This is a genomic window from Mycobacterium sp. SMC-21 (assembly GCF_045310825.1).
Lineage (GTDB): Bacteria > Actinomycetota > Actinomycetes > Mycobacteriales > Mycobacteriaceae > Mycobacterium.
Window position 1 is genome coordinate 146032 of the sequence record NZ_JBJIAO010000002.1, and the last position, 24636, is coordinate 170667.

The 24636-nt window shown below is 67.2% G+C and carries 21 protein-coding genes; 11 read left to right on the forward strand and 10 right to left on the reverse strand.

Annotation, left to right across the window (positions count from 1 at the left end):
- Positions 1-132: 132 nt before the first annotated feature.
- Positions 133-1962 carry an acyl-CoA dehydrogenase gene (locus ACJH6H_RS02595; protein WP_061006330.1) on the forward strand — a complete coding sequence of 610 codons (1830 nt, stop codon included), beginning with the start codon at positions 133-135 and terminating at the stop codon, positions 1960-1962.
- A gap of 127 nt (positions 1963-2089) precedes the next feature.
- Complete coding sequence (locus ACJH6H_RS02600; RefSeq protein WP_406774181.1) at positions 2090-3742, forward strand: CocE/NonD family hydrolase; 1653 nt, start codon at positions 2090-2092, stop codon at positions 3740-3742.
- Here the strand turns inward: ACJH6H_RS02600 and ACJH6H_RS02605 are convergent.
- On the reverse strand, positions 3729-4700 hold the full coding sequence (locus tag ACJH6H_RS02605; protein ID WP_061006332.1) for an NADPH:quinone oxidoreductase family protein: 972 nt from the start codon (positions 4698-4700) through the stop codon (positions 3729-3731). The genes ACJH6H_RS02600 and ACJH6H_RS02605 overlap by 14 nt on opposite strands.
- A 56-nt stretch (positions 4701-4756) precedes the next feature.
- Complete coding sequence (locus tag ACJH6H_RS02610; protein WP_406774182.1) at positions 4757-5611, reverse strand: EamA family transporter; 855 nt, start codon at positions 5609-5611, stop codon at positions 4757-4759.
- A gap of 69 nt (positions 5612-5680) precedes the next feature.
- Here ACJH6H_RS02610 and ACJH6H_RS02615 point away from each other — a divergent pair, with 69 nt between their 5' ends.
- From ACJH6H_RS02615 to ACJH6H_RS02625, 3 genes are read left to right on the forward strand one after another with little or no spacing between them, the layout of a single operon-like run.
- Positions 5681-6772, forward strand: coding sequence for an NAD(P)-dependent alcohol dehydrogenase (locus ACJH6H_RS02615; RefSeq protein ID WP_406774183.1), 1092 nt, complete (start codon positions 5681-5683; stop codon positions 6770-6772).
- A 59-nt stretch (positions 6773-6831) separates the two neighbouring features.
- Entirely contained in the window at positions 6832-7788 is a 957-nt protein-coding gene (locus ACJH6H_RS02620; protein WP_406774184.1) for an alpha/beta fold hydrolase, read from the forward strand.
- A gap of 55 nt (positions 7789-7843) precedes the next feature.
- The gene (locus tag ACJH6H_RS02625) at positions 7844-9316 is read left to right on the forward strand and encodes a flavin-containing monooxygenase (RefSeq protein ID WP_406774185.1); all 1473 of its coding nucleotides are present in this window, start codon (positions 7844-7846) and stop codon (positions 9314-9316) included.
- Positions 9317-9326: 10 nt separating this feature from the next.
- Here ACJH6H_RS02625 and ACJH6H_RS02630 read toward each other — a convergent pair whose 3' ends face one another.
- From ACJH6H_RS02630 to ACJH6H_RS02650, 5 genes are all read right to left on the reverse strand, one after another.
- The gene (locus tag ACJH6H_RS02630) at positions 9327-9665 is read right to left on the reverse strand and encodes an MmcQ/YjbR family DNA-binding protein (RefSeq protein WP_346416850.1); all 339 of its coding nucleotides are present in this window, start codon (positions 9663-9665) and stop codon (positions 9327-9329) included.
- Positions 9666-9750: 85 nt separating this feature from the next.
- Positions 9751-10662: a LysR family transcriptional regulator gene (locus ACJH6H_RS02635; protein ID WP_318984196.1), complete on the reverse strand. Its 912-nt coding sequence runs from the start codon at positions 10660-10662 to the stop codon at positions 9751-9753.
- Between the two features lie 12 nt (positions 10663-10674).
- Positions 10675-13059, reverse strand: a complete 2385-nt coding sequence (locus ACJH6H_RS02640) for a CoA transferase (protein ID WP_406774186.1) — start codon at positions 13057-13059, stop codon at positions 10675-10677.
- 5 nt (positions 13060-13064) lie between these two features.
- Positions 13065-14249 (reverse strand): acyl-CoA dehydrogenase family protein, encoded by a 1185-nt coding sequence (locus tag ACJH6H_RS02645; protein ID WP_318984198.1) that lies wholly within the window; start codon positions 14247-14249, stop codon positions 13065-13067.
- A gap of 1 nt (position 14250) precedes the next feature.
- The gene (locus ACJH6H_RS02650; protein ID WP_318984199.1) at positions 14251-15354 is read right to left on the reverse strand and encodes an acyl-CoA dehydrogenase family protein; all 1104 of its coding nucleotides are present in this window, start codon (positions 15352-15354) and stop codon (positions 14251-14253) included.
- Positions 15355-15598: 244 nt separating this feature from the next.
- On the opposite strand from ACJH6H_RS02650, the gene ACJH6H_RS02655 reads away from it, so the two are divergent.
- The 4 genes from ACJH6H_RS02655 to ACJH6H_RS02670 all read left to right on the forward strand — a co-directional run bounded on the left by ACJH6H_RS02655 (position 15599) and on the right by ACJH6H_RS02670 (position 18358).
- On the forward strand, positions 15599-17071 hold the full coding sequence (locus tag ACJH6H_RS02655; protein ID WP_318984200.1) for an acetyl-CoA acetyltransferase: 1473 nt from the start codon (positions 15599-15601) through the stop codon (positions 17069-17071).
- Positions 17072-17211: 140 nt separating this feature from the next.
- Positions 17212-17394 (forward strand): hypothetical protein, encoded by a 183-nt coding sequence (locus ACJH6H_RS02660; RefSeq protein ID WP_318984201.1) that lies wholly within the window; start codon positions 17212-17214, stop codon positions 17392-17394.
- Positions 17395-17471: 77 nt separating this feature from the next.
- A complete protein-coding gene (locus ACJH6H_RS02665; RefSeq protein WP_318984304.1) occupies positions 17472-17840 on the forward strand; it encodes a DUF4345 domain-containing protein in 369 nt (122 codons plus the stop codon).
- Positions 17841-18019: 179 nt separating this feature from the next.
- Positions 18020-18358 (forward strand): DUF1589 domain-containing protein, encoded by a 339-nt coding sequence (locus tag ACJH6H_RS02670; protein ID WP_406774257.1) that lies wholly within the window; start codon positions 18020-18022, stop codon positions 18356-18358.
- A gap of 671 nt (positions 18359-19029) precedes the next feature.
- Here the strand turns inward: ACJH6H_RS02670 and ACJH6H_RS02675 are convergent.
- Positions 19030-20187, reverse strand: coding sequence for a phosphotransferase family protein (locus ACJH6H_RS02675; RefSeq protein WP_318984203.1), 1158 nt, complete (start codon positions 20185-20187; stop codon positions 19030-19032).
- A 44-nt stretch (positions 20188-20231) separates the two neighbouring features.
- On the opposite strand from ACJH6H_RS02675, the gene ACJH6H_RS02680 reads away from it, so the two are divergent.
- Together ACJH6H_RS02680 and ACJH6H_RS02685 are read left to right on the forward strand one after the other, a co-directional pair.
- Positions 20232-20840 carry a TetR/AcrR family transcriptional regulator gene (locus tag ACJH6H_RS02680; RefSeq protein WP_212806463.1) on the forward strand — a complete coding sequence of 203 codons (609 nt, stop codon included), beginning with the start codon at positions 20232-20234 and terminating at the stop codon, positions 20838-20840.
- Positions 20841-21068: 228 nt separating this feature from the next.
- Positions 21069-21944, forward strand: a complete 876-nt coding sequence (locus ACJH6H_RS02685; protein WP_318984305.1) for a glycoside hydrolase family 16 protein — start codon at positions 21069-21071, stop codon at positions 21942-21944.
- A gap of 94 nt (positions 21945-22038) precedes the next feature.
- Here ACJH6H_RS02685 and ACJH6H_RS02690 read toward each other — a convergent pair whose 3' ends face one another.
- Positions 22039-23460 carry an APC family permease gene (locus tag ACJH6H_RS02690; protein WP_406774187.1) on the reverse strand — a complete coding sequence of 474 codons (1422 nt, stop codon included), beginning with the start codon at positions 23458-23460 and terminating at the stop codon, positions 22039-22041.
- On the reverse strand, positions 23457-24563 hold the full coding sequence (locus tag ACJH6H_RS02695; protein WP_406774188.1) for a P1 family peptidase: 1107 nt from the start codon (positions 24561-24563) through the stop codon (positions 23457-23459). Before ACJH6H_RS02695 ends, ACJH6H_RS02690 begins: the two co-directional genes overlap by 4 nt.
- Positions 24564-24636 lie beyond the last annotated feature (73 nt).

Here is a 24636-nt window from a genome sequence, read left to right on the forward strand (position 1 = left end):
ACAAATCCTCGACGACGCACCATGTGACGGAGGTCACGTGGCGGCGTGACCTCGCACCCTTCGGCTGCGTAACCGTAGGTTGCCGCTACCTACGGTTGCGTACCTTGCGGGCCGGCGCGGATCCTTTGCCGTGTGAGTCACTACATCGCCAACCTGCGCGATATCGAATTCAATCTTTTCGAAGTGCTACCGCTGGGTGCGGCCCTGGATGCGGGCACGTACGGCGATCTCGATGCCGATACGGCGCGGTCGATCCTCGACGAGGTCTCGAAGCTGGCCGAAGATGTTGCCGCAGAGACGTTTGTCGAGGCCGACCGCAACCCGCCGGTGTTTCTTCCCGACGAGCACCGGATCACGATCTCGGAGGACCTGGCCAAGACGGTCCGGCTGGTCAAGGAAGCCGAGTGGTGGCGGCTGGGACTCGATGAGCGGGCCGGTGGGACGCCCGCACCGGCGGCGCTGGTGTGGGCGACCCAGGAAATGCTGATCTCGGCCAACCCGTCGGCGACCTTCCTGTACGGCCTCGGGCCGGCGATGGCTCACACGCTGGCCGAGGTGGGCACCGAGGAGCAGCAGCACTGGGCACGCACGGCGATGGACAAGGGCTGGGCCGGCACCATGGTGCTGACCGAGCCGGATGCCGGCTCCGACGTCGGCGCGGGACGCACCAAGGCCATCGCCCAGGAGGACGGCACGTGGCACATCGAAGGCGTCAAGCGCTTCATCTCCGGCGGCGACGTCGGTGACACCGCCGAGAACGTCTTCCACCTGGTGCTGGCCCGGCCCGAAGGCGCGGGGCCGGGCACCAAGGGTCTGAGCCTGTTCTTCGTACCGAATTACCTTTTCGACCCCGAGACTCTCGAACTGGGCGAGCGCAACGGCGTCTACGTCACCGGCCTCGAGCACAAGATGGGCATCAAGTCCTCGCCCACCTGTGAGCTGACGTTCGGCGCCCACGGCAAGCCCGCCATCGGCTACCTCGTCGGCGGCGTGCACAACGGCATCGCGCAGATGTTCAAGGTCATCGAGAACGCGCGAATGACGGTGGGGGTCAAGGCCGCCGGTACCCTGTCCACCGGCTACCTCAACGCGCTGGCCTACGCCAAGGAACGCATCCAGGGCGCCGACATCACCCAGATGGCCGACAAGACCGCCCCGCGTGTGGCGATCATCGAGCACCCCGACGTGCGCCGCAGTCTGATGACGCAGAAGGCGTACGCCGAAGGGCTGCGGTCGGTCTACCTGTACACCGCGGCGTACCAGAATGATGATGTGGCCCAGCTTGTTTCAGGTGCCGACGCCGATCTGGCGCACCGGGTGAACGACCTGCTGCTGCCCATCGTCAAGGGCGTGGGCTCCGAACGCGCCTACGAGATGCTGTCCGAATCACTGCAGACTCTCGGCGGCTCGGGGTTCCTGCAGGACTACCCGATCGAGCAGTACATCCGCGACGCCCGCATCGACGCCCTGTACGAGGGCACGACAGCCATCCAGTCGCTGGATTTCTTCTTCCGCAAGATCATCCGCGACCAGGGTTCGGCGCTGGCCCACGTGTCGAGCCAGATCACCGCGACCATCGACGGCGCCGCACCGGATCTCAAGCCTGAAACCGACCGGCTGGCAACGGCTCTGGCCGACGTTCAGGCCATGGCCGCGGCGCTGACCGGTTACCTCATGGCAGCCCAGGGCGATCCCGAGCAGCTGTACAAGGTCGGCCTGGGTTCGGTGCGGTTCCTGCTCGCGGTCGGCGACCTGATGATCGGCTGGCGGTTGATCCTGGCCGCTCAGATCGCCCAGGCCGCGCTCGACGGCGCCGCCGAACGCGACCACGCGTTCTACACCGGCAAGGTGGCGGTGGCGAAGTACTTCGCCAAGAACATGCTGCCGCTGCTGACCTCGGTGCGTGAGGTGATCGAGACCCTCGACACCGACGTCATGGAGCTGGAGAACGCCGCCTTCTAGCCCGCCTTCCAGCGATTTGTGCACGATTTTCCGCGACAGCCGCGGAAAATCGTGCACAAATCGCCAGTGGTCGAACAGGTCACAGTTCCGGCTCTCAATTGCTGTGGATCCGGTCCCGCCGTGGAAAATGGTCCAAGGCCCTACGACAGGACGAGGAGAGTGTGACGTGCGACGCGACACCCCGGCATGGCTCGGCGCCCGCGCACTGACCCGCCGACTGGGTCTGCCGCGCGCCAAGAGTTTCCGGGTGGAACGGTCGCTGCCGGTGCCGATGCGCGACGGCGCGGTGCTGCTGGCCGATCACTACGCGCCGCGGACCCGCAAGCCCGCCGGCACGTTGTTGATGCGCGGGCCCTATGGCCGCGACGGCCTGCCCAACCGGGTGTTCGCCGGGCTGTACGCGGGGCAGGGTTTCCACGTCGTCCTGCAGAGCACGCGCGGCACCTTCGGGTCCGACGGTGCGTTCGAGCCCGGTCGCCACGAGGTCGACGACGGCGCCGACACCGTCGAGTGGCTGCGCGAACAGCCTTGGTACGGGGGAGAATTCGCCACCGTCGGCGCTTCCTACCTCGGTTTCACCCAGCTGGCGCTCCTCGTCGACCAACCTGCCGACCTGACCACGTCGGTCATCACCATGGCGCCTCATGATTTCGGTCATTCGGTGTGGAGCACCGGGTCATTCGCACTCGGCGATTTCCTCGGCTGGAGTTATCAGGTGGCGTGGCAGCACCGCGGTGGCTGGATCCGTCAGATCCTCCGTGGCATGGCAACACCGCGCACGCTCAAGCCGGTGCTGGAGACGCTGCCGCTCGATCCGGCCGCCGCCGAACTACTGGGCGGACGCACCCCGTGGTTCAACGCCTGGCTCGAACAGCCGGACCCGTCGTCGCCGTACTGGGCCGAGAACGGTGTGGCGGCCGCACTCGACAACCTGCGCGGCCCGGTACTGCTGATCACCGGCTGGCAGGACGTGTTCGTCGACCAGACACTCGAGCAGTACCGGCGGCTGCGCGCCCGTGGCGTCGAGGTGGCCCTGACCGTCGGGCCGTGGACGCACGGCTCCGGCGGCACCGAGGCCATCAAGGAATCCGTGCTGTGGCTGGACGGCTCGCGCCGCGCCGCGGCTCCGGTGCGGATCTGCGTCGCCGGCGGTGACCGGCTTGACATGCAGGAGTGGCCGCCACCGACCGCCGAACGGGTGTGGCACCTGCATCCCGGCGCGGCGCTGGCCGAGACTCCACCGGACAGTGGGGCGCCGTCCACGTTCGTCTACGACCCGGCCGACCCGACACCGAGTATCGGTGGGCGCCTTCTGGTTTCGGGCAAGTCGGGCTACATCGACGACACCGCGCTGGCCGAGCGGTCCGACGTCCTGTCTTTCACCAGCCCCGTGCTGCCCGCCGACCTCGACGTCATCGGAACCCCGTACGTCGAGCTGGACCACCGGACCGACAATCCGCATGCCGACGTGTTCGTGCGCATCAGTGACGTTGCGCCCGATGGACATTCGACCAACGTCACGGACGGCTACCTGCGGCTCACCGCGGCTGACGCCCCCGAAGCGCTGCTGCGCCTGGAGCTCGACGCCACCGCGTACCGGTTCGCCGCCGGCCACCGGATCCGCCTGCTGGTCGCCGGCGGCTGTTTCCCGCGGTTCGCGCGCAATCTGGGCACCGGCGACCCGCTGGGGACCGCAACCCGGATGGTGCCCTCGGTGCACACCGTCGCACACGGCGACGGCGGGCAGTCCCGGCTGGTGCTGCCCGTCAGCGCAACGTGACGACCACTTTGCCCTTGGCGGAACGGTTTTCCAGCGAGGCGATGGCGTCTGCGGCCCGCTCCAGCGGATAAACCTCCGGCACCGGCGGGATCACCGCGCCGGAGGCCAGCAGCGGCTCCAGCTCCTCCCACTGCTCGGCGAGGTAACCCGGGTGGGTCATGGCCCACGCACCCCAGCCGACACCCACCGCGTCGACGTTGTTGAGCAGCAGCCGGTTCACCTTGACCGTCGGGATATCGCCGCCGGTGAACCCGACCACCAACAGCCGGCCGCCGGGGGCCAGTGAGCGAAGGGAATCGGTGAACCGGTCGCCGCCAACCGGGTCGAGGATCAGGTCGACACCCCGACCGCCGGTCAGCTCGCGCACCGCGTCCTTGAAGCCCTCGGCAAGAACGACGTCGGAAGCTCCGGCAGCACGGGCGATTTCGGCCTTGTCCTGTGAGCTCACCACCGCGATGGTGCGGGCGGCCCCGAACGCCGACGCCAACCGCAGCGTCGACGTGCCGATACCGCCGGCGGCGCCGTGGACCAGTACGGTCTCGCCGGGCGTCAGGCGGCCGCGGGTACGCAGCGCGCAGTGCACTGTCAGGTCGTTGAACAGCAGTCCGGCGCCGGCTTCGAACGACACCGTGTCGGGCAGCTTGAAGACCCGGTCGGCCGGTAGCGCAACGACTTCCGCCATCGCGCCGGACAGCATGGTCAACGCCGCGACGCGGTCGCCGGCCACGACGTGCGCGCCCTCGGGCGCGCTGCGCACCACGCCCGCGAGTTCGGCGCCGGGGGTGTACGGCAACTCGGGCTTGTGCTGATACAGACCGCGGGACTGCAGCGTGTCGGGGAAGGCCACGCCGGCGGCGTGCACCTCGATCACCACGGCGCCGGTGCCGTCAGGTTCGGGAATCTCCTTCAGTTCGGCTGCTGACGGGCCGTCCAACCGGGCGATCTGAATGGCGCGCATGGTGCTCTTCTCCTGTGGGGCTGTCGGTGAGTCACTGTCACTGTCGCATGCCGCCTTCAGCGTCCGCCCCGGGCACCGAGTAAAAGGCCGGCCACCACCAATCCGATGCCGGTGATCTCGCCGATGCCCGGCACTTGATGCAGCACTGTCAGGCCGATGATGGTGGCGGTCACCGGCAACAGCGCCAGGAGGATCGCAAACCGCGCTTGGCCGACCTGGCGGAGGACGACCTGGTCGAGGCCGTAGGGGATGGCCGTCGACAGCAACCCGACGCCCAGGCCGAGCAGCCAGGTGCGGGCGTCGAAGAACACCGCAGCGTTCGTGTGGGCCTGCAGGCCGATGATGATCGGTGCGAAAACGGCTGCAGCGGTGGACATCCCGAGTGCGAGAGTGTCCAGCCCGCCGTGCGCGTCCGCCACGCGTTTGCCCACCAGGATGTAGCCCGCCCACAAAGCCGCGGCCGCCAGTGCCCACGCCACTCCGGCGAGTTCGGAGGTGAATTCGATGCCGGCCAACAGCGCGACGCCGCCGGCGGCGAGCGCGGCCGCGAGGAGGTCCCGCGGTCGGCGTGAGCCGAGCGTCGCCACCAGGGTGGGCCCGATGAATTCCACGGCGACGGCAGTGCCCAGGGGGATGCGCGCCAACGCCTCGTAGAACGCGATGTTCATGCCGACGGTGATCAGCCCGAACAATGTCGCGATCGTGACCCGGCGGCGGGTCAGCCGCATCCGCCACGGCCGGCGCCAGGCCGCCAGCGCCAGCGCGCCGGCCGCGGCCCGCAGCCAGGCCACCGTCGCCGGTTGCGTGGTCGAGAACAGGAAGACGCCGATCGCGGCGCCGAGATACTGCGACGCCGCACCGGTGACAAAGACGAAGGGCACGGACCACCGCGGCAGATCACGATGCTTCACCCGCGCGGCACCCGACGGTTGTCGATCCCGGTCACCCGGCGCAGATTACCGTCGACCTACCATCCGTGGATGATCGACGCACGTGCCGCAGTGTTGCTCCGCCCGGGTACGACCCCCGAACTGACCGACGTCCAGATTCGTGAACCGCAGGGCAACGAGGTGCTGGTCGGCATCAGCGCGGTGGGCATCTGCCATACCGACATCAGTACGGCGGCGCGCTGGCCGGAGAAGCGACTGCCCATGGTGTTCGGCCACGAGGGCGCGGGCACCGTGCTGGCCGCGGGCCCGGACGCCCGCATCGACGTCGGCAGTCGGGTCGTCCTGACCTTCGCAAGCTGCGCGCAGTGTGCCGCCTGCTCGTCCGACACGCCGGCCTACTGCGACAACGCGACACGCCTGAACATGGCCGGCGACCGCGGTGACGAGTCGAGCGCCCTGCGGCTGGCTGGTCAGCCCGTTCGCGGTGGATTCTTCGGCCAGTCCAGCTTCGCCACGCACGCGCTGGCCAACACGTCGAATGTCGTGGTGCTGCCCGACGGCATCGACGCTCAGTTGGCGGCGCCGCTGGCCTGCAGTGTGCAGACCGGGGTCGGCGCGGTGCTGAACACCCTGGCGGCGGGGCCCGACGACGTGGTGGTGGTGTGGGGCGCCGGCGCGGTCGGTCTCTCGGCGGTGATGGGTGCCCGCATCGCCGGGTGCCGCGCGATCATCGCGGTCGATCCGATTGCCGAACGACGTTCGCTGGCAATCGAATTGGGTGCGACCGGAGCCGTCGACTCGGCCTCGGAGACCCTGCCTGCCGAGATCATGGAACTCACCGGCGGTGGCGCGACGCTGGCCGTTGACACCACCGCGCGTGGCGACGTCATCAGCACCGCGCTGAGCATGCTGCGCAAGTGCGGCACGCTCGCGCTCGTCGGGCTGGGTGCGCTCACCGCGGAACTGCCCGTCGGCCTGATCCTGGCCAACGGGCTCCGCTTGCAAGGGGTCATCGAAGGCGACAGCGAGCCGCACACCTTCATCCCGCGGCTCGCCGGGCACGTCCTCCGCGGTGAGTTGCCCATCGACAAACTGGTGCGGACCTACCAGTTCGACCGTTTCGCCGACGCCTGGTCCGACGCCGCGGCCGGTCGCGCTGTCAAACCCGTGCTGGTTATTTAGGTAGGCTCGCTGGTACGGGATGTCCCGCCGGCAACGTCGCCGAACCCGAACGGAGCAGTATGACCGCCTTCACCTCATCCAAGCTGGTCAGACCCGGACGTCCCGCGCCCCTGCCACCAGGCCGTGCCATGGAGATCAAGGCCGTCGACGGCACCCGGCTGCATGCCGAGGTGTTCGGTCCCGAACACGGGCAGCCGATCGTGTTCGCCCACGGCATCACCTGCGCCATCGGCGTGTGGGGCAACCAGATCGCGGAGCTGGCGACCGACTACCGGGTCATTGCCTACGACCACCGCGGGCACGGCCAGAGTGCCGCTCCCAAAGGCCGTCACAAGTACAACCTGGATTTTCTCGCGGCCGATCTCGATGCGGTGCTGAGCGCGACGCTCAGGCCAGGGGAGCGGGCCGTCATCGCCGGGCACTCGATGGGCGGCATCGCCATCACGTCCTGGGCACAGCGCTACCCGCAGCGTGTCACCGAATGTGCGGACGCCGTCGCCCTGATCAACACCACGACCGGCGACCTGCTGAAGTTGGTCCAGCTGGCACAGGTCCCGAACTCGCTGGCCAAGTCCCGGGCCTACGCCGCCGGACGCATCCTGAAGACGTTCGGCGGGGCTCCGCTGGTGCCGGGTTCGCGGAAAGCGGCGCGCCAGTTCGTCGCCATGATCGCCGTCGGACGTGACGCCGACCCTGCCGTCGCCGACTACGTCTACGAACTGTTCATGGGCACCTCCGCGGCCGGCCGTAATGGATGGGTGAACGCTCTGGTGGACAACCTCGATGCGCATCACATCGGACTGGACAACCTGACGGTGCCGACGTTGGTCATCGGCAGCACCAAGGACCGGTTGCTGCCCATCGCGGCGTCCCGCCGGATCGCCAGGAGCGTGCCGAATCTGTGGTCGTTCGTCGAACTGGGCGGCGGTCACTGTGCAAACCTGGAACGTCCCGAGCAGGTCAATCAGCATTTGCGGGCGCTGCTCGTCGGCTCGGCCCACAGCTCGACGGCCTAGGACCGCCATGTCCTAAGGTGATACCGGCGGTACCGGATTTGATCAAGGGAGATTCATGACGGCCAGCGACGACGGCGAGTTCTTCGATGTGCTGATCATCGGTGCCGGTATCTCCGGCATCGGAGCCGCGTACCGGCTACATCAACGCAATCCGCAGGTGACCTACCGGATCCTGGAGCGGCGGACGCGCATCGGTGGCACCTGGGACCTGTTCCGCTACCCGGGTATTCGATCCGACAGCGACATTTTCACGCTCAGTTTCCCGTACCAGCCGTGGGAGCGGCCGGAGAACATCGCCGACGGCGATCACATCCGCGAGTACCTGACCACCGCGGCACACACGCACGGCATCGACCGTCACATCACCTTCAACACCCATGTGCAGTCGGCCGACTGGGATTCGGCGACCGACACCTGGACGGTGCACGCCGTGGAGAACGGCGAGGCCAGGTCCTACCGCGCCCGATTCCTGTTCTGCGGCACCGGCTACTACAACTACGACAAGGGCTACACGCCCGACTTTCCGGGCATCGACACCTTCGCCGGCGACGTCGTCCATCCGCAGTTCTGGCCGGAGTCACTGGATTACGCCGGCAAGAAGGTCGTGGTGATCGGCAGTGGTGCCACCGCGGTCAGCCTGGTGCCGGCCATGGCGAAGACCGCCGGGAAGGTGACCATGCTGCAGCGGTCACCCACCTACCTGATGTCGCAGTGGCAGATCGACCCGATGGTCAGCTTCATCCGGAAGCTGTTGCCGGACAAGATCGCTCACCGCATCGTGTGGTTCCGCAACGTGCTCATCAGCGTGCTCAGCTACAACCTGCTCCGGAAGTTCCCCAAGGGCGGCCGCCGCCTCATCCGCAACCGGGCCATGGCCGCGTTGCCGCCGGGCTACCCCGTGGATGTGCACTTCAACCCGAAATACGACCCGTGGGATCAACGCCTCTGCGCGGTGCTCGACCGCGACATCTTCACCGCCATCGGTGACGGCCGCGCCGAGGTCGTCACCGACCACATCTCCCACTTCGACGCCAACGGCATCGTGCTGAAATCCGGTGCGCGCATTGACGCCGACATCGTCGTCACCGCGACCGGGCTGGAGTTGCAGGCCCTCGGCGGCATCTCCCTGTCGGTCGACGGGGTCGCGATCACCCCGTCCGACCGCTACGTCTACAAGGAATTCCTGCTCGAGGACGTGCCGAACATGGCATGGTGCCTGGGCTACACCAACGCCTCGTGGACCCTGCGCGCCGACATGACTGCCCGTGCGTTCGCGAAACTGGTGGCGTACATGGACTCTCACGGCTACACCCACGCCTATCCGCATCTGGGTGACGTCCCGATGGACGAGAAGAAGACCTTCGACCTCGACGCCGGCTACATCAACCGCAACCCCCACGCGTTGCCCAAATCCGGTACCCATCGCCCGTGGCACGTCCGGCACAACTACGTGCTCGACGTGATCGACCACCGCTTCGACCGCATCGAAGAGTCCATGGTGTTCGGACGGGTGCGGCAGCGGGTCTGAGCCTTCCGGATCAGGATTCCGGCTGCTCGGTGAGTCTGGGCGGGGCAGCCAGTCGCCACGAGTCGGCGAGGATGTCGGTCAGTTCCTGCTCATCGTCGAGCGCCTCCAGCCGGACCCGCACCCACGACGACGCCGCCTCGTGTCGCGGCACCCAGAACTTGTGCGGTTCGGCCGCGATCAGCTCTTCGCGGTCGAACCTCGGGCAGCGCACCGCAAACGAGGTCTGATCGTCGGGCACCGTGACGAACATCTTGCGCGCCACGTCGAAAGTCGGGTGGCCCCAACGCTCCTTCTCTGTGGTCTCCGGGAGGGACAGCGCGATGCGGCGCACGTCATCGGCATCGAGCACGTTTGAACCTTCCGGAGCTGCGTTGGTGGAGTTTGTCCGTCGAGGCAGCCTACCGTCGGGCGGTGACAGGTATTTCGCGCGCGACTCAGCGCAGGACAGTGGCGAGCTGTTCGACGAGTGCCTCGATCTCGGCTGGATCACGCAGCCGGTCCGGCGCCCACGCCAGCGCGATCTTGGCCGGCGCCCAGGTGCTTTCATCGATCGGGATCAGCTTGAATTCGGGCGGCGAGAAGATTCGGCCCAGCGTGGAGGCGGGCGCGTAGCTGACGAGTGCGACGAGATACCGGTTGAACACATGGCTGGCCATCTCCAGCTCACCGCCCAGCTGACTGACGGCGCGCACGATGCGCGTGACGCCGCGTTCGTTGAGGCCCCGCGTCATCTGCGCCAGCACCACGGGATTGGGCCGCGCGAAGTCGATCACGACATCGCGGTCCCGCAGGTCTTCGATGGCGATGGTGTCGTTGGCGGCGAGCGGGTCGTCGAACCGCACCGCCGCCGCGCCCGGATAGGTGGCCACAACCCGGTGCCGGATGCGCTTGTCGGCGGCCGGCAGATGGATCAGACCGAGATCCGTGTGCCCGGAAACGAGTTTGGCGATGACCTCCGCCGCGGACCCCGGCACGCTGAACTCGGTGGGTATCGCGAGGCCGGCCACCGCTTGCTCGAATCTCGCCAGGAAATCCGATGGCGCGTAGGCGGTCGCATCGATGCGAACGGGGTTGCTCGCCTGCGTGATTCGTGCCGCGGTGGCCTTCAGTTCCTCCACCCGCCGCAGGATGTCGCGCGCCGGCTCCAGCAGCTGCATACCCAGCGGTGTCAGGCGGACGTCGTGGTAGGTGCGCTCGAAGAGTTCCCCACCCACTTCGCGCTCGAGCAACTTGATCTGCTTGCTCAGCGGCGGCGGCGTGATCATCAGCCGATCGGCAGCGCGCTTGAAGTGCAGCTCTTCGGCGACCGCGACGAAGTAGCGAAGGCGGGTGAAATCGATTTCCATGGGACGGGGTGGTTACCGTCCCGAATGTGGTGCTGCCGCAGGTACTTCGAGGACGGCGCGGGCAATCAGATCGTCGATTGTCTGATCATCCAGGCCGAGTAGTTCGGCCGCGATCTCACGGGTCTGCTCGCCGAGCAGTGGCGCTTGCCCCAGCGGGGGATCGGGGATCAGGTCAGCGTGGATTTGCACGTTCTCCATCATGAACGGTGCGGTCCCGTGCGGATGTAGTTCCTCCCGGAAAGCCCGTCGCTCGACGTAGTAGTCCCAGGCGGGGACCTCCACCGCGTGCAGGACAGCCCCGGCCGGGACGCCCGCCGCCTGCAAACGCGCCATGGCCTCTGCCGGTGGGTGCCGGGATGTCCAGGCGCTGAGCGCCTCGTCGAGCCGCGCGCGCTGACGATCCCGCCCGGATCGCGAACCCAGCTCCGCATCGGCAGCGAGATCGGGCCGGTCGATCGCCGCGCACAGCGCTGACCAGTCGGCGTCGTCGCGGACCGTGACCGCGATCCACGTGTCATCACCAGCGCCGGGAAACAGGCCCCACGGTGCGTCATGAGCCGGCTGGTCGTCGCGAGCATGACCACGCCGGGTGAGCACCTCGCCGGCGATGTCGTCGGCCAGGTGACTGAGCATCACCTCGGCTTGGGCGATGCTCGCCGATCCGCCGCCACCGCTGCGTTCGCGGCGCAGCAGGAGCGCGACGGCACTCAACGCCCCGATCCGCGCCGCCACGTGATCGGGGTACACCGTGACGGTGTCGCAGAACGCATCTGGGTCATCTGGGTAGGTCCACAGCTCGGTGAAGCCCGCCGCGGCGCGAACCAACGGCCCGTAGCCGAGTCGTTTCGCCCACGGCCCGGTGGCTCCGTACGCCGAGCTGTCGACGACGACGACGCCCGGATTCACCTGCTGCAGTGTCGCGTGATCCATGCCGAGCGCCGCTGCCACACCGGGTTTGAAGTTGCTCAGCACGACGTCGGACTGCGCTACCAGCCGGTGTGCCAGCGCGCGGCCTTCCGCGGACCGGAGGTCGATCCCGATCGACCGCTTGTTGCGGTGACCGGCGGCGTAGGCCTGCGTCATCCGGGTGAGGCTGATGCGGAGCCCGTCAGGGAAGGCGGAGTTCTCGATCTTGACGACGTCGGCGCCGAGGTCGGCGAACAGGCGGCCGGTGTCGCTGCCGACGACGATGACGCCGAGGTCCAGTACGCGCAGCCCCTCCAGGGGCAGTCCGAGGCCGCTGCGGGTGCGCGCGGTGAGCGTGGGTGCGTCGCGGAGTCGTCGCTCACTCGGCGCCTTGATGTTCAGGCTGCTCGCCCGGTGCCCGTCGATCTCGACGACACCGACCGGTACGGGTGCGGTCAGACCGGGGGAGAGCTCCGTCTCGCGGAAGAATCCGCGCGCGGCAACCTGCTCGGTGGACAGCGCCTCGGCCAGGCTCAGCACCGCGGCCGTCGGCACGCCGTGCCGTTGTCCGGCCAGTTCGAGCTCCGCGCGGGTCTTGTCGGCACAGAACTGCTCGATGGCGCCGAAGAGGGTGGCGGACGCGAAACGCTCACGGAGGCTGTTGAACTTGGGATCGGCGAATTCCGCCGGGCGCCCCATCCACTCGAACATGCCCTGCCACTGGCGTTTTGCCAACACACACATGCGGACGTGGCCGTCCTTGCATTTGAAGATCGGATAGCGCTGCTGCTCGGCGATCCAGTCGCGCTGCTGTTCGCTGATGGGCACGCCGGCCGCCGCGCTGCCTGCCGTGCCGAATGGCGGGTCGAGGGTCTGCATCGCACCTTCGAGCACCGAGAAATCGATGAGATCGCCTGTGCCCGTGCGCAGCCGATCCAGGAACACACAGAGGGTGAAGAAGGCGGCCTGGGCCGCGGCGACGTGGTACGGCAGGTCCGTGCTCGGCGGCACCAGCGGTGGCTGTCCCGGGATGCCAGAGCGGGACAGCTCGCTGGTCAACGCGTGCAGCACCGGAGTGGTGGCCTGCCAGTCGTGATATCGCGTATCGCGACCGAAGTCACTGATGGACAGGATGACCAGTGCCGGATGGTCAGCGTGAATCTGGTTGACCGCCAAGGATTCCTCGGCCGCCGATCCCGGGCGCGTGTTCTCGATGAGGATGTCGGCGGTCGCCACCAAGTCGGTCCACGCCTGCTGCCCGGCCGGGGTCGACGGATCGATCTCGACCGAAGGGATCCCGTGTCGGTTGATGGCGGTGCCGATGGGCACTCCGCCGATGCGCGGTCCGGTGGTGTCGGTCGCGGTCACACCGGCCAGGTGCACCGACGTGACGTGGGCACCGAGATCGGCCAGAAGCCGGCCGACGGCTGTGACGGGTCCGGCTGTCAGATCGAGTATCTCGATGCCCGACAGCGGCGGATCGTAGGCCATGATCGTCAACTGCGTCGCGCCTGGCGGAACGGGATGTCGCGGTCGGTCTCGGGTTCCTTCGCCAGCCCCAGCACGCGTTCGCCGATGATGGTGCGCTGAATCTGGTCGGTGCCGCCGCCGATGGAGGTGAAGAACGCGTTGAGGGACAGGAAGTTCACGTCGTCGGCCTCGGGGTTGTCGGGACCCGCCAGCAGTGATTCGGTACCGATGATCTCGGTCTTCAGCGCGGCCTCCGAGTGCAGGATACGCGACATCGCGAGCTTGCCCAGCGACATGATCGAACTCGACGTGCCCTGACTGGTGGACGCCTTGGCGCGAAGGTTGTTGAGCCGGTTGAGTTCCCGCAACGCCAGCACGTCCGCGAGGCGCTCGCGCAGGGCGGCGTCGTCGAGGCGGCCGTGCTCGCGAGCCAGTTCCACGAGGCTGTCGGCCTTGGACTTGTTGCGCGAGCCGCGGCCGCCGTCTCCCATGATGGAGCGTTCGTACGCCAGGGCGGTCTGCAGGACGCGCCAGCCGTTCCCTTCTCCGCCGATGAGATTCGCATGCGGCACGGTGGCATCGGAGATGAACACCTCGTTGAAGTGCGCCTCGCCGGTGATCTGGACCAGAGGCCGCACCTCGATGCCGGCCTGCCGCATCGGGATGATGAAGTAGCTCATGCCCTTGTGCTTGGGCGCATCCCAGTCGGTGCGTGCGATCAGCAGACCGTACTCGGACGTCGCAGCTCCGGAGGTCCACACCTTCTGGCCATTGACCACCCAGCGGTCGCCGTCGCGCACCGCGGTGGTGCTCACCCCGGCCAGATCCGATCCGGCGCCGGGCTCGCTGTAGAGCAGACAGGTGCGGGCCGCGCCGGTCAGAAAGTCCCGTAGCAGTTCATGTTTCAGCTCGTCCGAGCCGAACGCGAACAAAGTGTTGGCAGGAATGTTGTGCTTGTCCTGGCAGGCGCCGGGGGCCTTGACGGCGCGAAACTCCTGCTGGATCACCGCGGCGAGCTTGCTCGGGTAGCCGCGGCCGAACCAATCGGGCGGATATGTGGGCACGGCGTAGCCTGCATCGAGAACCTTTTCACGCCAGTCGATTTCCTCGGGTGAGCTCACCCAGGGATCGTCCGACGGAGGCAACGTGGTCCAGTTCTGCGCGAGCCAGTCACGAACCTCGGTGCGCAGCTCGTCTGCGGTGGTCGTCATCTCAGGCCCCCTTGGATGCCAGGTAGCGCTCACGATGGTCACGTGAACTGCCGAACAGTTGACGGCCGGTGCGTGCCCGGCGCAGGAACAGATGCGCGGGGTGCTCCCAGGTGAAGCCGATGCCGCCGTGCATCTGGATCGATTGCATGGCGGTGGTGTGATAGGCCTCCGCACAGGCGAATCCGGCCAGGGCGACGGGACCGTCGGCGCCCACCGGGTCGGCATCGAATTGCGCAGCGGCATGCTGTGCCGCCGAAGTGGCGGATTCGACTTCCAGCAGCAGGTCGGCCGCCATGTGCTTGATCGCCTGGAAGCTGCCGATGGGCCGCCCGAATTGGATACGGGTCTTGAGGTATTCGACGGTGAGATCGAACAGGTGACGGGCCCCGCCGACCTGCTCACCGGCGAGGGCGATCACCGTGAGGGACAACGCATTTTCGACAGCCGCCCAGCCGCCGGTGCCGATGCGACGGGCCGGGGTCTGGTCGAACGTATACGTCGACAGCCGGACGGTGGGGTCGAAAACCGTTGCGGCGGTGCGGTCGAAGCCGGGTGCGTTCGGGGCGACCTCGAAGATCGCGATGCCCTCGCCGGTCTTCGCCACGGCGAGGACGACATCGGCGATCTGCCCGTCGAGCACATAGTGCGCGGAGCCTGTGAGTTGGTACCCGTCGCCGTGCCGGTCTGCCTGAATCGCAACACCATCTGGTGCCCACGTGCCACGGGGCCCGGTGGCTGCCACGGTTGCGATCGACGAACCTTCGGCCAACCCCGGCAAGAGCCGTGCCTTGTCGTTGTCGGTGCCGGCGGCCTGGATCAAGGCCGTGGCGAAGACCGCACTCGACAGGAACGGGGCGGGTAGCAACGCTGCGCCCGTGACCTCGGCGACCGCCTCGAGCTCCTGTGCGCCCAGCCCGACGCCCCCGTGGTCCGGGTCGACGAGCAGGCCCGCCACACCCTGGGCGGCCAGCTTGTTCCAGAGGTCGCGATCGAATCCGGTGTCGGTGCTCATCACGCGGCGGACGTCGGCTTCGGTGCAATGTTCACTGAGCAGGTCCTTGACGGCCGCAGCGAGTTCGGCTCGTTCGGCCACGCTCATCGTCATGTGTTCACCCTTCTGCAGGTCCATGCACCGTCTCGGCTCCATGCAATGCTGTCGGCGCCCGCCTGTAAATCGCATTGTGCGACACCTATACGTTTCCTCATGCGACATCTGCGAGTCTTGAGGGCGGGCAGATGTCGCGAACGCTCATGTGCGGATTTTCGCGCTGGTCGTTTACAGTGCCGCCCGCATGCCGCCAAGGTGGAGGTATTCCGGAGCAGGTCCGGCGCCAGAAGAGGAAACGTCAGTGTCACTTGATCCCAGAACCCCGGTGCTCGTCGGCTACGGCCAGGTCAACCAGTACGACGAGAACCCGGCCGGCGAGCCTGTCGACCTGATGGAGGCCGCGGCCCGGGCCGCCGCTGACGCCCGCGTCCTCGAGGCGGTCGACGCCGTCCGGATCGTCAACCTGCTGTCGGTGCGGTACCGGGACCCCGGCTTACTGCTGGCGCAGCGCATCGGTGCGGCCGACGCCGTCACCCGGTACACCCCGATCGGTGGCAACGTGCCGCAGTCGCTGGTGAACCAGGCGTGCCTGGACATTCAGCAGGGCCGCAACGACGTGGTGCTGATCGCCGGCGGGGAAACCTGGCGTACCCGAACACGGTTGAAGGCGCGCGGCGAACGACTCACCGGCACCGAGCAGGACGAGTCGGTGCCACTCGCACCCAGTGACCCCGAATTCACCATGGCCGGGCCCGCAGAACTGCGGATCGGGCTGGTGGCGCCGTCGCACGTGTACCCGATGTTCGAGCAGGCGTTGCGGATCGCGGCGGGGGAGGGGATCGAGGAGCATCGGCGCCGGATCGGCGAGCTGTGGGCACGGTTCAGTCAAGTGGCAGAAGGCAATCCGCACGCCTGGAGTCGGGACGCGGTGTCTGCCGAGCAGATCTGGCAGCCCGGTCCGGACAACCGGATGATCAGCTGGCCGTACACCAAGCTGATGAACTCCAACAACATGGTCGACCAGGGTGCGGCGCTGATCCTGACCTCGGTGGGCAAGGCCGAAAAATTGCAGATTCCCAGGGACCGGTGGGTTTTCCCGCACGCCGGCACCGACGCCCACGACACCTATCTGATTGGGGAGCGGGCGAGCTTCTCCGGCTCGCCGGCGATCCGCATCGCGGGCCGTCGGGTGCTGGAGCTCACCGGGCTCGGCATCGATGACATCGATGCGGTCGACGTGTATTCCTGCTTCCCGTCGGCGGTGCAGGTCGCCGCCCGTGAATTGGGACTGGCCCTCGATGATCCGGCGCGTCCGTTGACGGTGACCGGTGGCCTGACCTTCGCCGGTGGGCCGTGGAACAACTATGTGTCGCATTCGATCGCCGCCATGGCGGAGCGGCTGGTGGCCAATCCTGGCCAGATCGGGCTCATCACCGCCAATGGTGGTTACCTGACCAAGCACAGTTTCGGCGTCTACAGCACCGAGCCGCCGGCACATGAATTCCGTTGGGAAGATGTGCAATCCGAGGTCGACGCCGAACCGACCGTGGTGGCCGAGGATGAATGGTCCGGAACCGGCACCGTGGAAACCTGGACCACGCCGGTCACCCGCGAGGGCGTTCCCGAAAAGGTCTTCGTGGCTGTCCGGACACCCAGCGGCAGCCGGGCCCTCGCCGTGATCACCGACCCGTCGCAGGCCGAGGCCAGCACCCGCGAGGACCTCGCGGGTGCCAAGGTCACCGTCGGCGCGGACGGCACCGCCGGGCTGGAGTAAGCCGACAGCGAACAATGGCCTGCCGCGGGGAATAGATCAGGTACCTCCGTCGCTGAACCTGTGCACTAGTGCCGACGGTGCCCGTCGCCGAGGTTGTGCGATCCCAAAAGCATTGTCGGAGTTCGTGAAGGGACACCGCGATGGCCACCAACTCTGCGTCAGTTGGCTTCCACCCCGCCGCGGCCGCGATGCACTGGTGGTCGGACAAGACCACCGCGTTCGTGACCCGGTTGCATCTCGCTGCGAAAGTCCGCCAGCCGGAGACTTTCCGTCACGAGGCATTCGAGCAGGCCGCCACCGAGCGCGAAATGTGGCGACTCTGAGTCGTTTCGCGTGACGACATGACCCACATACGTCATGCTGATTGCCGGTCCGTCGTCGTCGGGAGGTAACGGTGTCAGTGGCGTCGAACGTCGTCGTCGGCGTCAACGCGGTGTTCTTTGCGGGCATGGGCCTGCGGGCCCTGACCGCCCCGGCAGAGATGTTGCGGCCCTTCGGAATCACGTTGGGCGGCCCCGCATCTCGGGCAGAGGTACGGGCGGTCTACGGCGGTTTCGGGTTGGCCATCGCGGCGATCCTCGGATACGCCATCGCAGCTCCCGAGCAGATCCGTACCGGCATCGTGGTCACCGTGAGCGTGGCGTTGCTCGGGATGGCATTCGGGCGCATCGTGTCCGCGGTCGCCGGTGACCGAACATCGTTCTACCCCAATTGGTTCTACGGCTTTGTCGAAGTTCTGCTCGCTGCATCGCTGTGGTGGGCCGGCTAGCGCCACCAAAGACAAATGTTCCCCGATACGCCGTTGTATCGGGGAACATTCCTGTTTGCTCCTGAAGAGCAAAACTAGGGGGCCATCGTCAGCCAGTCCGGGAAGCCCGACGGATCGTGGCGACCGAGCGCGCCGTGCTCGAACAGGCCCCAGCCTTCGGCAGACGGCTTGTTGCCCTCATGGCACACCGCACGTCCGACGTGGTCGATGACGCCGAAGCCGGAGCGAGCGATGATCGCCGGATCGGTCATGTCGTAGGTGAGGCGCTCGGTGAACTTCTCGCCCTTCCACGTGCCGTGCAGCCAGTCGGCGTCACCGCCGTAGCCGCCGCCCACGTGGATCGGCACGGGCAGCTTGGATTCCACGTCGAAGCGGACGGGCGTGCCGTCCAGCGCCGTCGCCTCGATGGTGGCCCCGGTGGGAATGCGGGTACCGGAGACGTAGTGGATCTTCACGCGCGGCCAGCCGAGCTGCTCGACGCGGCCGTCCTTCCAGACGCGGCTGCAGTCGTTGAGTGACCGGAAGCCGTCGGGGGCCTCTTGGATGATCATCACGAGCGAGAATTCCTCGAACGCCAGCGGTACGTACAGCCACCACATGCCCTCGAAAGGCGGGTCTGCCGGCCGGCCGGCGGGCTCGGCCTCACCGACGGGACGGATGCCCCAGGACCGGTCACGCGAACCGATCCACGTGTCCGGGCTGACCTTGATGTCCTCGCCGTCGATGGCGAGGGTGCCGCTCCAGGAACCCAATTGCGCGAAGCGCTGCGCGTTGAGCGTGACGCGGTTGCCCTGGCGCATGATGTGCGGCTGCTCCTGCACGACGTCGAACAGGCCGTTCCACGTCAGGTCAGCGGCGATGCCCTCGGTCTCGTCGAGCACGATGCGCACCTGGTGCAGTGGGTCGGTGACCTCGATGCGGTAGCCGACGACGTGCTGATTCAGGCGGTCCTGGTCGATGGCGTCGGACAGGTGCACGGCGGTCTGGGTATCACCGCGGCGGACCAGGAAGTAGGCGTCCTTCACCCCGAGGTTGGGGTAGTAGCCCATGCCGGTGATGACGAAGATGTCGCCGGTGCGGTCGTGGGCGTTGAAGTAGCAGCGGTCGTAGAAGTTCCGGTCGCTGGACCCGGGCCACGCGATGGGCTGCGGGACCTGGTGGATCGGGTATTCGTCCATGGGGCCGAGCATCAGGCTGTTCCTTCCAGGAGCTTCTCCAGCAGCGACTTGTGGTAGAAGAGCGACTCGAGGTCGTCGGGCTGTTCCATCTCGCCGAAGTGCACGCGGCGGGCGCCGGTGCGCATGAACACGCAACACCACACCACGCCGGAGTAGATGTAGAACCAGCGCAGGTCACCGACCTCGACGCCGGTGAAGTTCTTGTAGGTTGCGCGAACGTCCTCTTCGCGCAGCACATCCGGCAGGCCGGGCAGCCCGGCCAGGCCGCCGAGCTCTTGGAACACCTTGTGCGCGAAGATGATCCATGAGACGTCGAACTCACGCGGGCCGACAGTGGCCATCTCCCAGTCCAGGACCGCGGAGGGGCGGAAGTCCTGGTACATCACGTTGCCGATGCGCGAATCACCCCACACGAGAACCGATTCGGATGCCGCGACGTCCTCGGGGAAGTTCTCCTCCAGCCAGACGAGGGCACGCTCGACCAGCGGTGAGCGGCCCAGGCCCGACGCCGCGAACTGGTACCACTCGTTGAGCCAGCCGAAGTGCCGGCGCAGTGCAGTGTCGCCCGGCGGGTCGATTTCCTGGAGAAAGCCGAAGGTCTTTTCCGCGTCGGGGATCGAGTGCAGCTTGGCGATGGCCTCCACGGTGCTGTCCTGCAGCGTGCGTTGCTGCTCCGGGGTGGCGTCGGCGAACCAGTTGCCGCCGAATGTATACGGCATGACGTCCGGCGGCACCACGCCCTCGACGCAGTCCATCAGGAAGAACGGGGAGCCGAGCACCTCGCCGGTGTTCTCCAGCCAGCGCACCCGGGGGACCGGGACGTCGGTGAGTTCGGCGGCCAGGCGCATGACGTCGAACTGGTGGTCCAGTCGGTAGGACGAGAAGACGGGGACGTCCTCGGTGGTCGGCGCGACCCGGACGACCCACTTCTGCTCCACCGGCGTGCCGCCCTCGGTCCACCGGCCGGTGATGATGATTGTCTCGGAAGACATTCCGTTCGAGTCGACGCCGCTCTCGACGGTGATCTCGGGCTTGATGCCGCCTTCCATCACGGTGGACAGCCACTGTGACAGGATGTCCGGAACTGTTGTCACGTCACGGCTGGAGCGCTGAATATGGTCGACGTTCGTCTCGACCGTGACGGAGCTGTCCGCCGGTTGGTTCGGCACTGAACCTTCCTTCCCGAGATAATTACGATACGATGCGTAGCGTTATGAAATCAGACCTGCAAGCGGTTGACAAGCCCTCTGGCGCCGGTCGGCCACGCGATCCCCGGATCGACGCCGCGGTGTTGACCGCTGCCGCCGAGCTGCTGCCCGAAGTCGGCTACGCCAATCTGACGATGGCGGCGATCGCCGAACGTGCGGGAACGACGAAGACGGCGCTGTACCGCCGCTGGTCGAGCAAGGCCGAGTTGGTGCATGAAGCGGCGTTCCCCACGACGCCGACCGCGCTGTCGACCCCGGAAGGGGACATCGTCGGCGACATCCGCGCCATGATCGCCGCAGCACGCGACGTGTTCACCAGCCCGGCCGTGCGGGCTGCGCTTCCGGGACTCATGGCGGACATGAGCGCCGACGAGGAGCTCAACGCGCGGGTCGTCGCACGCTTCCACGGGCTGTTCGACGTGGTACGGGTGCGCCTCGAGCATGGCATCGAACGCGGCGAGGTCCAGGCTGACGTCAAGCCCGAACGGCTCATCGAGATCATCGGTGGCGCAACGATGCTGCGGATGCTGTTGCATCCCGAGAGTGAACTCGACGAGCTGTGGGTCGACGAGACGGCGACCATTGTCACGCATGGAGTGATCAGCGGGGCTTGACGGTCTCGCCGGAAGCTCTTGGGCGCCAGCGCCTTTGAATCAGCATGGGACCTGATCGCAGTGTTGCCGAGTGCGGTTCTGAACCTTGTCATCCGCGTGCCCTCGGGCTGTCGCGAGCGAATGGCCGTTGGCATCCGCCACGGCGACGAGCGCGAACACTTCCGCAATCAGGCTACTTGTTAACCGTGTGGCGACGGTGCGTCGCCTACGATTGCTGGTGTGCCGGATATGGATCGTCGCAAGATCATGATGATGGTTGGCCTCGGCGCGGTTACCACCGTGCTGGGATCCCCGAGGGCTGACGCCGACCCGTTGCCCGTTGCCCCAGGTCCGGGGACTGGCCCGGGGGCCGCGCCTGCTGCGCCTGCCGGCTCATCGGCAGGCCCGGCAATGCTGTTCCGGGACGAATTCAACGGCCCCGCGGGTGCCCCGCCGGACCCGGCGTGGTGGTTCATCGTGCCTGAGCGCGAGGTCATCCGAAACCCCGTCGAATGGGACCAGCCGTACAACATGGGCCGGTACGTGACCGATCAGGAGCACGTGTTCCAGGACGGCAAGGGCAACCTCGTCATCCGGGCCACCCGTGGTCCCGGCGCGAACATCCGGGAGCGTTACGCGAGCGCCAAGGTCGTCGGCAACTGGCGCGGCGGGGTCGGCACCACCTGGGAGGCGCGGATCAAACTGAACTGCCTCACGGACGGCGCCTGGCCGGCCTTCTGGCTGCTCAATGACGATCCGGTCCGCGGCGGCGAGGTCGACCTGGTCGAGTGGTACGGCAACCGGGACTGGCCATCGGGAACGACGGTGCACGCCCGGTTGGACGGCACGTCGTTCGCCACCGACCCGCATCCGATCGACAGCGGGTGGCATACCTGGCGGATGACCTGGCAGCCGACCGGAATGTACTTCTGGAAGGACTACGCGCCGGGGCAAGAGCCGTTCTTCACGGTGCCGGCCAATTCGTTGGACGACTGGCCCTTCAACGATCCGGGGTACACCTTGGCCCCGGTGTTCAACCTGGCCATCGGTGGGTCCGGCGGTCGCGAGCCTGCTGGTGGCAATTACCCCGCCGAGATGCTGATCGACTGGATCCGCGTCTTCTGATCAACGGTCCGGCGATGGCCGGTGTCCGGTCCGTGCGCCGTCGGCGTGATCGGCTCGATTCGGGTGCCTTGGTGATGCCGAGCGGTTCTGCCGTCTAGTTGGCCGACAGCGCCCGCGACGGTCGCCAGGCCGCAAATCCGACGACGAGCCCGAGGAACGGGATCGCGGCCAGAACCGTGCTGAGCGTCGCGCTGCCACCGGTGACGAGCGTGAAGTTCGACAGCACCAGCCACAGGCTGCCCAGCAGACCGAGCACGGCCAACGCCGGAGCGATGCGCGTCGTCCACAACCCGTCCATCCCCAGCTCTCGGTTACGCAGGAAGAACACCAGCACTGCCACCGAAGTGGTCAGCATCAGTAGGACCATGCCGACCGTTGCGACCCCGGCCATCGAGCCGAACACCCCGACCAGCGGATCGATGCCGAGGATCGCCAGTACGGCGACAATGATTGCGGCGGTGGCAGTTTGCACCAGCGAGGAGAACGACGGTGATTCGTGGTCGTCGTGCACTGTGGCCAGCCGAGCGGGCAGCAGGCCCTTGCCGGCCAACACGAACTGATAGCGCGCGATCACGTTGTGGAAGGACAGCACGCAGGCGAAAAGGCTGCTCAGCAGGAGGACGTTGACGATGTCGCGGCCCACGATGCCCAGCATGTCGCCAGTGGTGTCCAGCAGCATATTGCCCTTGCCGGCAAGGGTTTTCCGCGCCACAGTGGCGACCTGATCTGGCCCGACGGCCACCACGAACGCCCACACCGTGATGGCGTAGAACGCGCCGATAATGATCACCGCGGCGTAGGTGGCGCGCGGGATGGTCTGCTCGGGATCACGGGCTTCATCGCGGAACACCGCGGTGGCCTCGAACCCGATGAACCCGGTGAGGGCGAACAGAATGGCGATGCCGAGGGTGCCCTGAGTGAAGGTGGCGGGTGCGAAGGAGGTGAAGGTGACACCGGCCGGGCCGGGTTTGGCGACCATCACCGCGTCCAGCACGACCACGATGCCGATCTCAAGGGCCAACGCCACGCCCAGGACCTTGGCGCTCAGCTCGATGTGGCGGTAGCCGAGCACTGCGACGATTGCCAGCACGATGAATGAGTAGACGGGCCAAGCGATTACCGGGCCGTGATAGTGGGCGACGGTGTCGGAGATCGCCCATCCGATGTAGCCGTAGATGCCGATCTGGATGGCGGTGTAGGCGATCAGTGCGACGACCGCGATGCCCTTGCCCATGCGCTCGCCCAGGCCGACGGTCACATACGAGAAGAACGCCCCGGCCTCGGGAACGTGTGGCGTCATGGTCACGAAGCCGACGCTGAAGACCAGTAGCACCAGGGCGGCGATCACGAATCCCACCGGGGCGCCGGCGCCATTGCCCAGGCCCATCGCTAACGGCATATTGCCGCCGATCACGGTCAGCGGGGCGGCAGCCGCGACCACCATGAAGACGATGCCGACGGGGCCCAGGCGCCCGGAAAGCCGCCGCCCCTGCGTCTCGGCCGATGCAGTGGTCATGAAATCTCCTCGGGTGCACGGGTATTGGGGTCCAACGCGTGGCGCAGCAGATCGTGGTCGATGGCGTGGGCGGTGAAACCGTTGTGTCCGGTCAGGGTGGTGGCGGCGACCATCGCATTGACGATCGCCTCCTCGGTGGCCTCGATGGTGAGGTCGAACAGCCGGGTCATCAGTTGCGGTGCGACCATCCGCAGGGCCACTTCCGGGTGTGCGGTGGAGGCGTCCTCATCCCATGCATATGGTGGGATGCCGCGGTTACCTGTCGAGAATGCGAGCATCAGGTCACCGCTGTACTGCTCGCCGGTGCCGCCGAGGCGGCCCACCGCCAGCGCCGAGCGCTGCGCCAGTCGGGTGCACTGATGGGGGAGTAGCGGGGCATCGGTGGCGATGATGACGATGATCGAGCCCGATCCCGGGGCGTACTGCTTGGGCAGGTCCGGCAGCGGCACCTGGCTGGGTCCGATGAGTTCGCCGACCGGCACGCCGTTGATCCGGAGTCGTTCCCGCCGGCCGTGATTGGCCTGGACGAGTACGCCGACGGTGTACTGCCCGACGGCTGTCTCGGTGCGGCGCGATGCGGTACCGATGCCACCTTTGAAGCCGTGACAGATCATCCCGGTGCCGCCGCCCACGTTGCCCTCGGCGGGCGGTGCCGTGGACGCCGCCTCGAGCGCTTGGCGGGCGTGCTCGGGACGGACGTGAAAGCCGTTGATGTCGTTGAGGAGTCCATCGTATGTTTCGCCCACGACTGGCAGTGACCAGTAGAGGCCGGCGCCGCGGGCGCGGACCTGAGCGGCCACCAGTTCATCGCGCACGACGCCGACGCTGTGGGTGTTGGTCAGCCCGATCGCGCTCGTGAGCTCGCCGGATTCGCGGATCCACTCCAGCCCGGTGAGTTCGCCGCTGCCGTTGAGGCGGTGTGAACCGGCGAACACCGGCTCGGTCCAGATGCCGTCATGCGGAACGACGACCGTGACGCCGGTGTTGACGCCGCCGTGCTGCAGGGTGGTGTGTCCGACCCGCACGCCCTCCACGTCGGTGATGGCGTTGGCCGGGCCAGTGGGGTGCTCCCCGATGACCACGCCGAGATCTCTGGCACGCATTGCTTCTCCCGAGTTTTTTTCCAGATTGGAAAAGAACTATGCGCCCGCGTGCCACGTCTCGCAAGAGAACGGG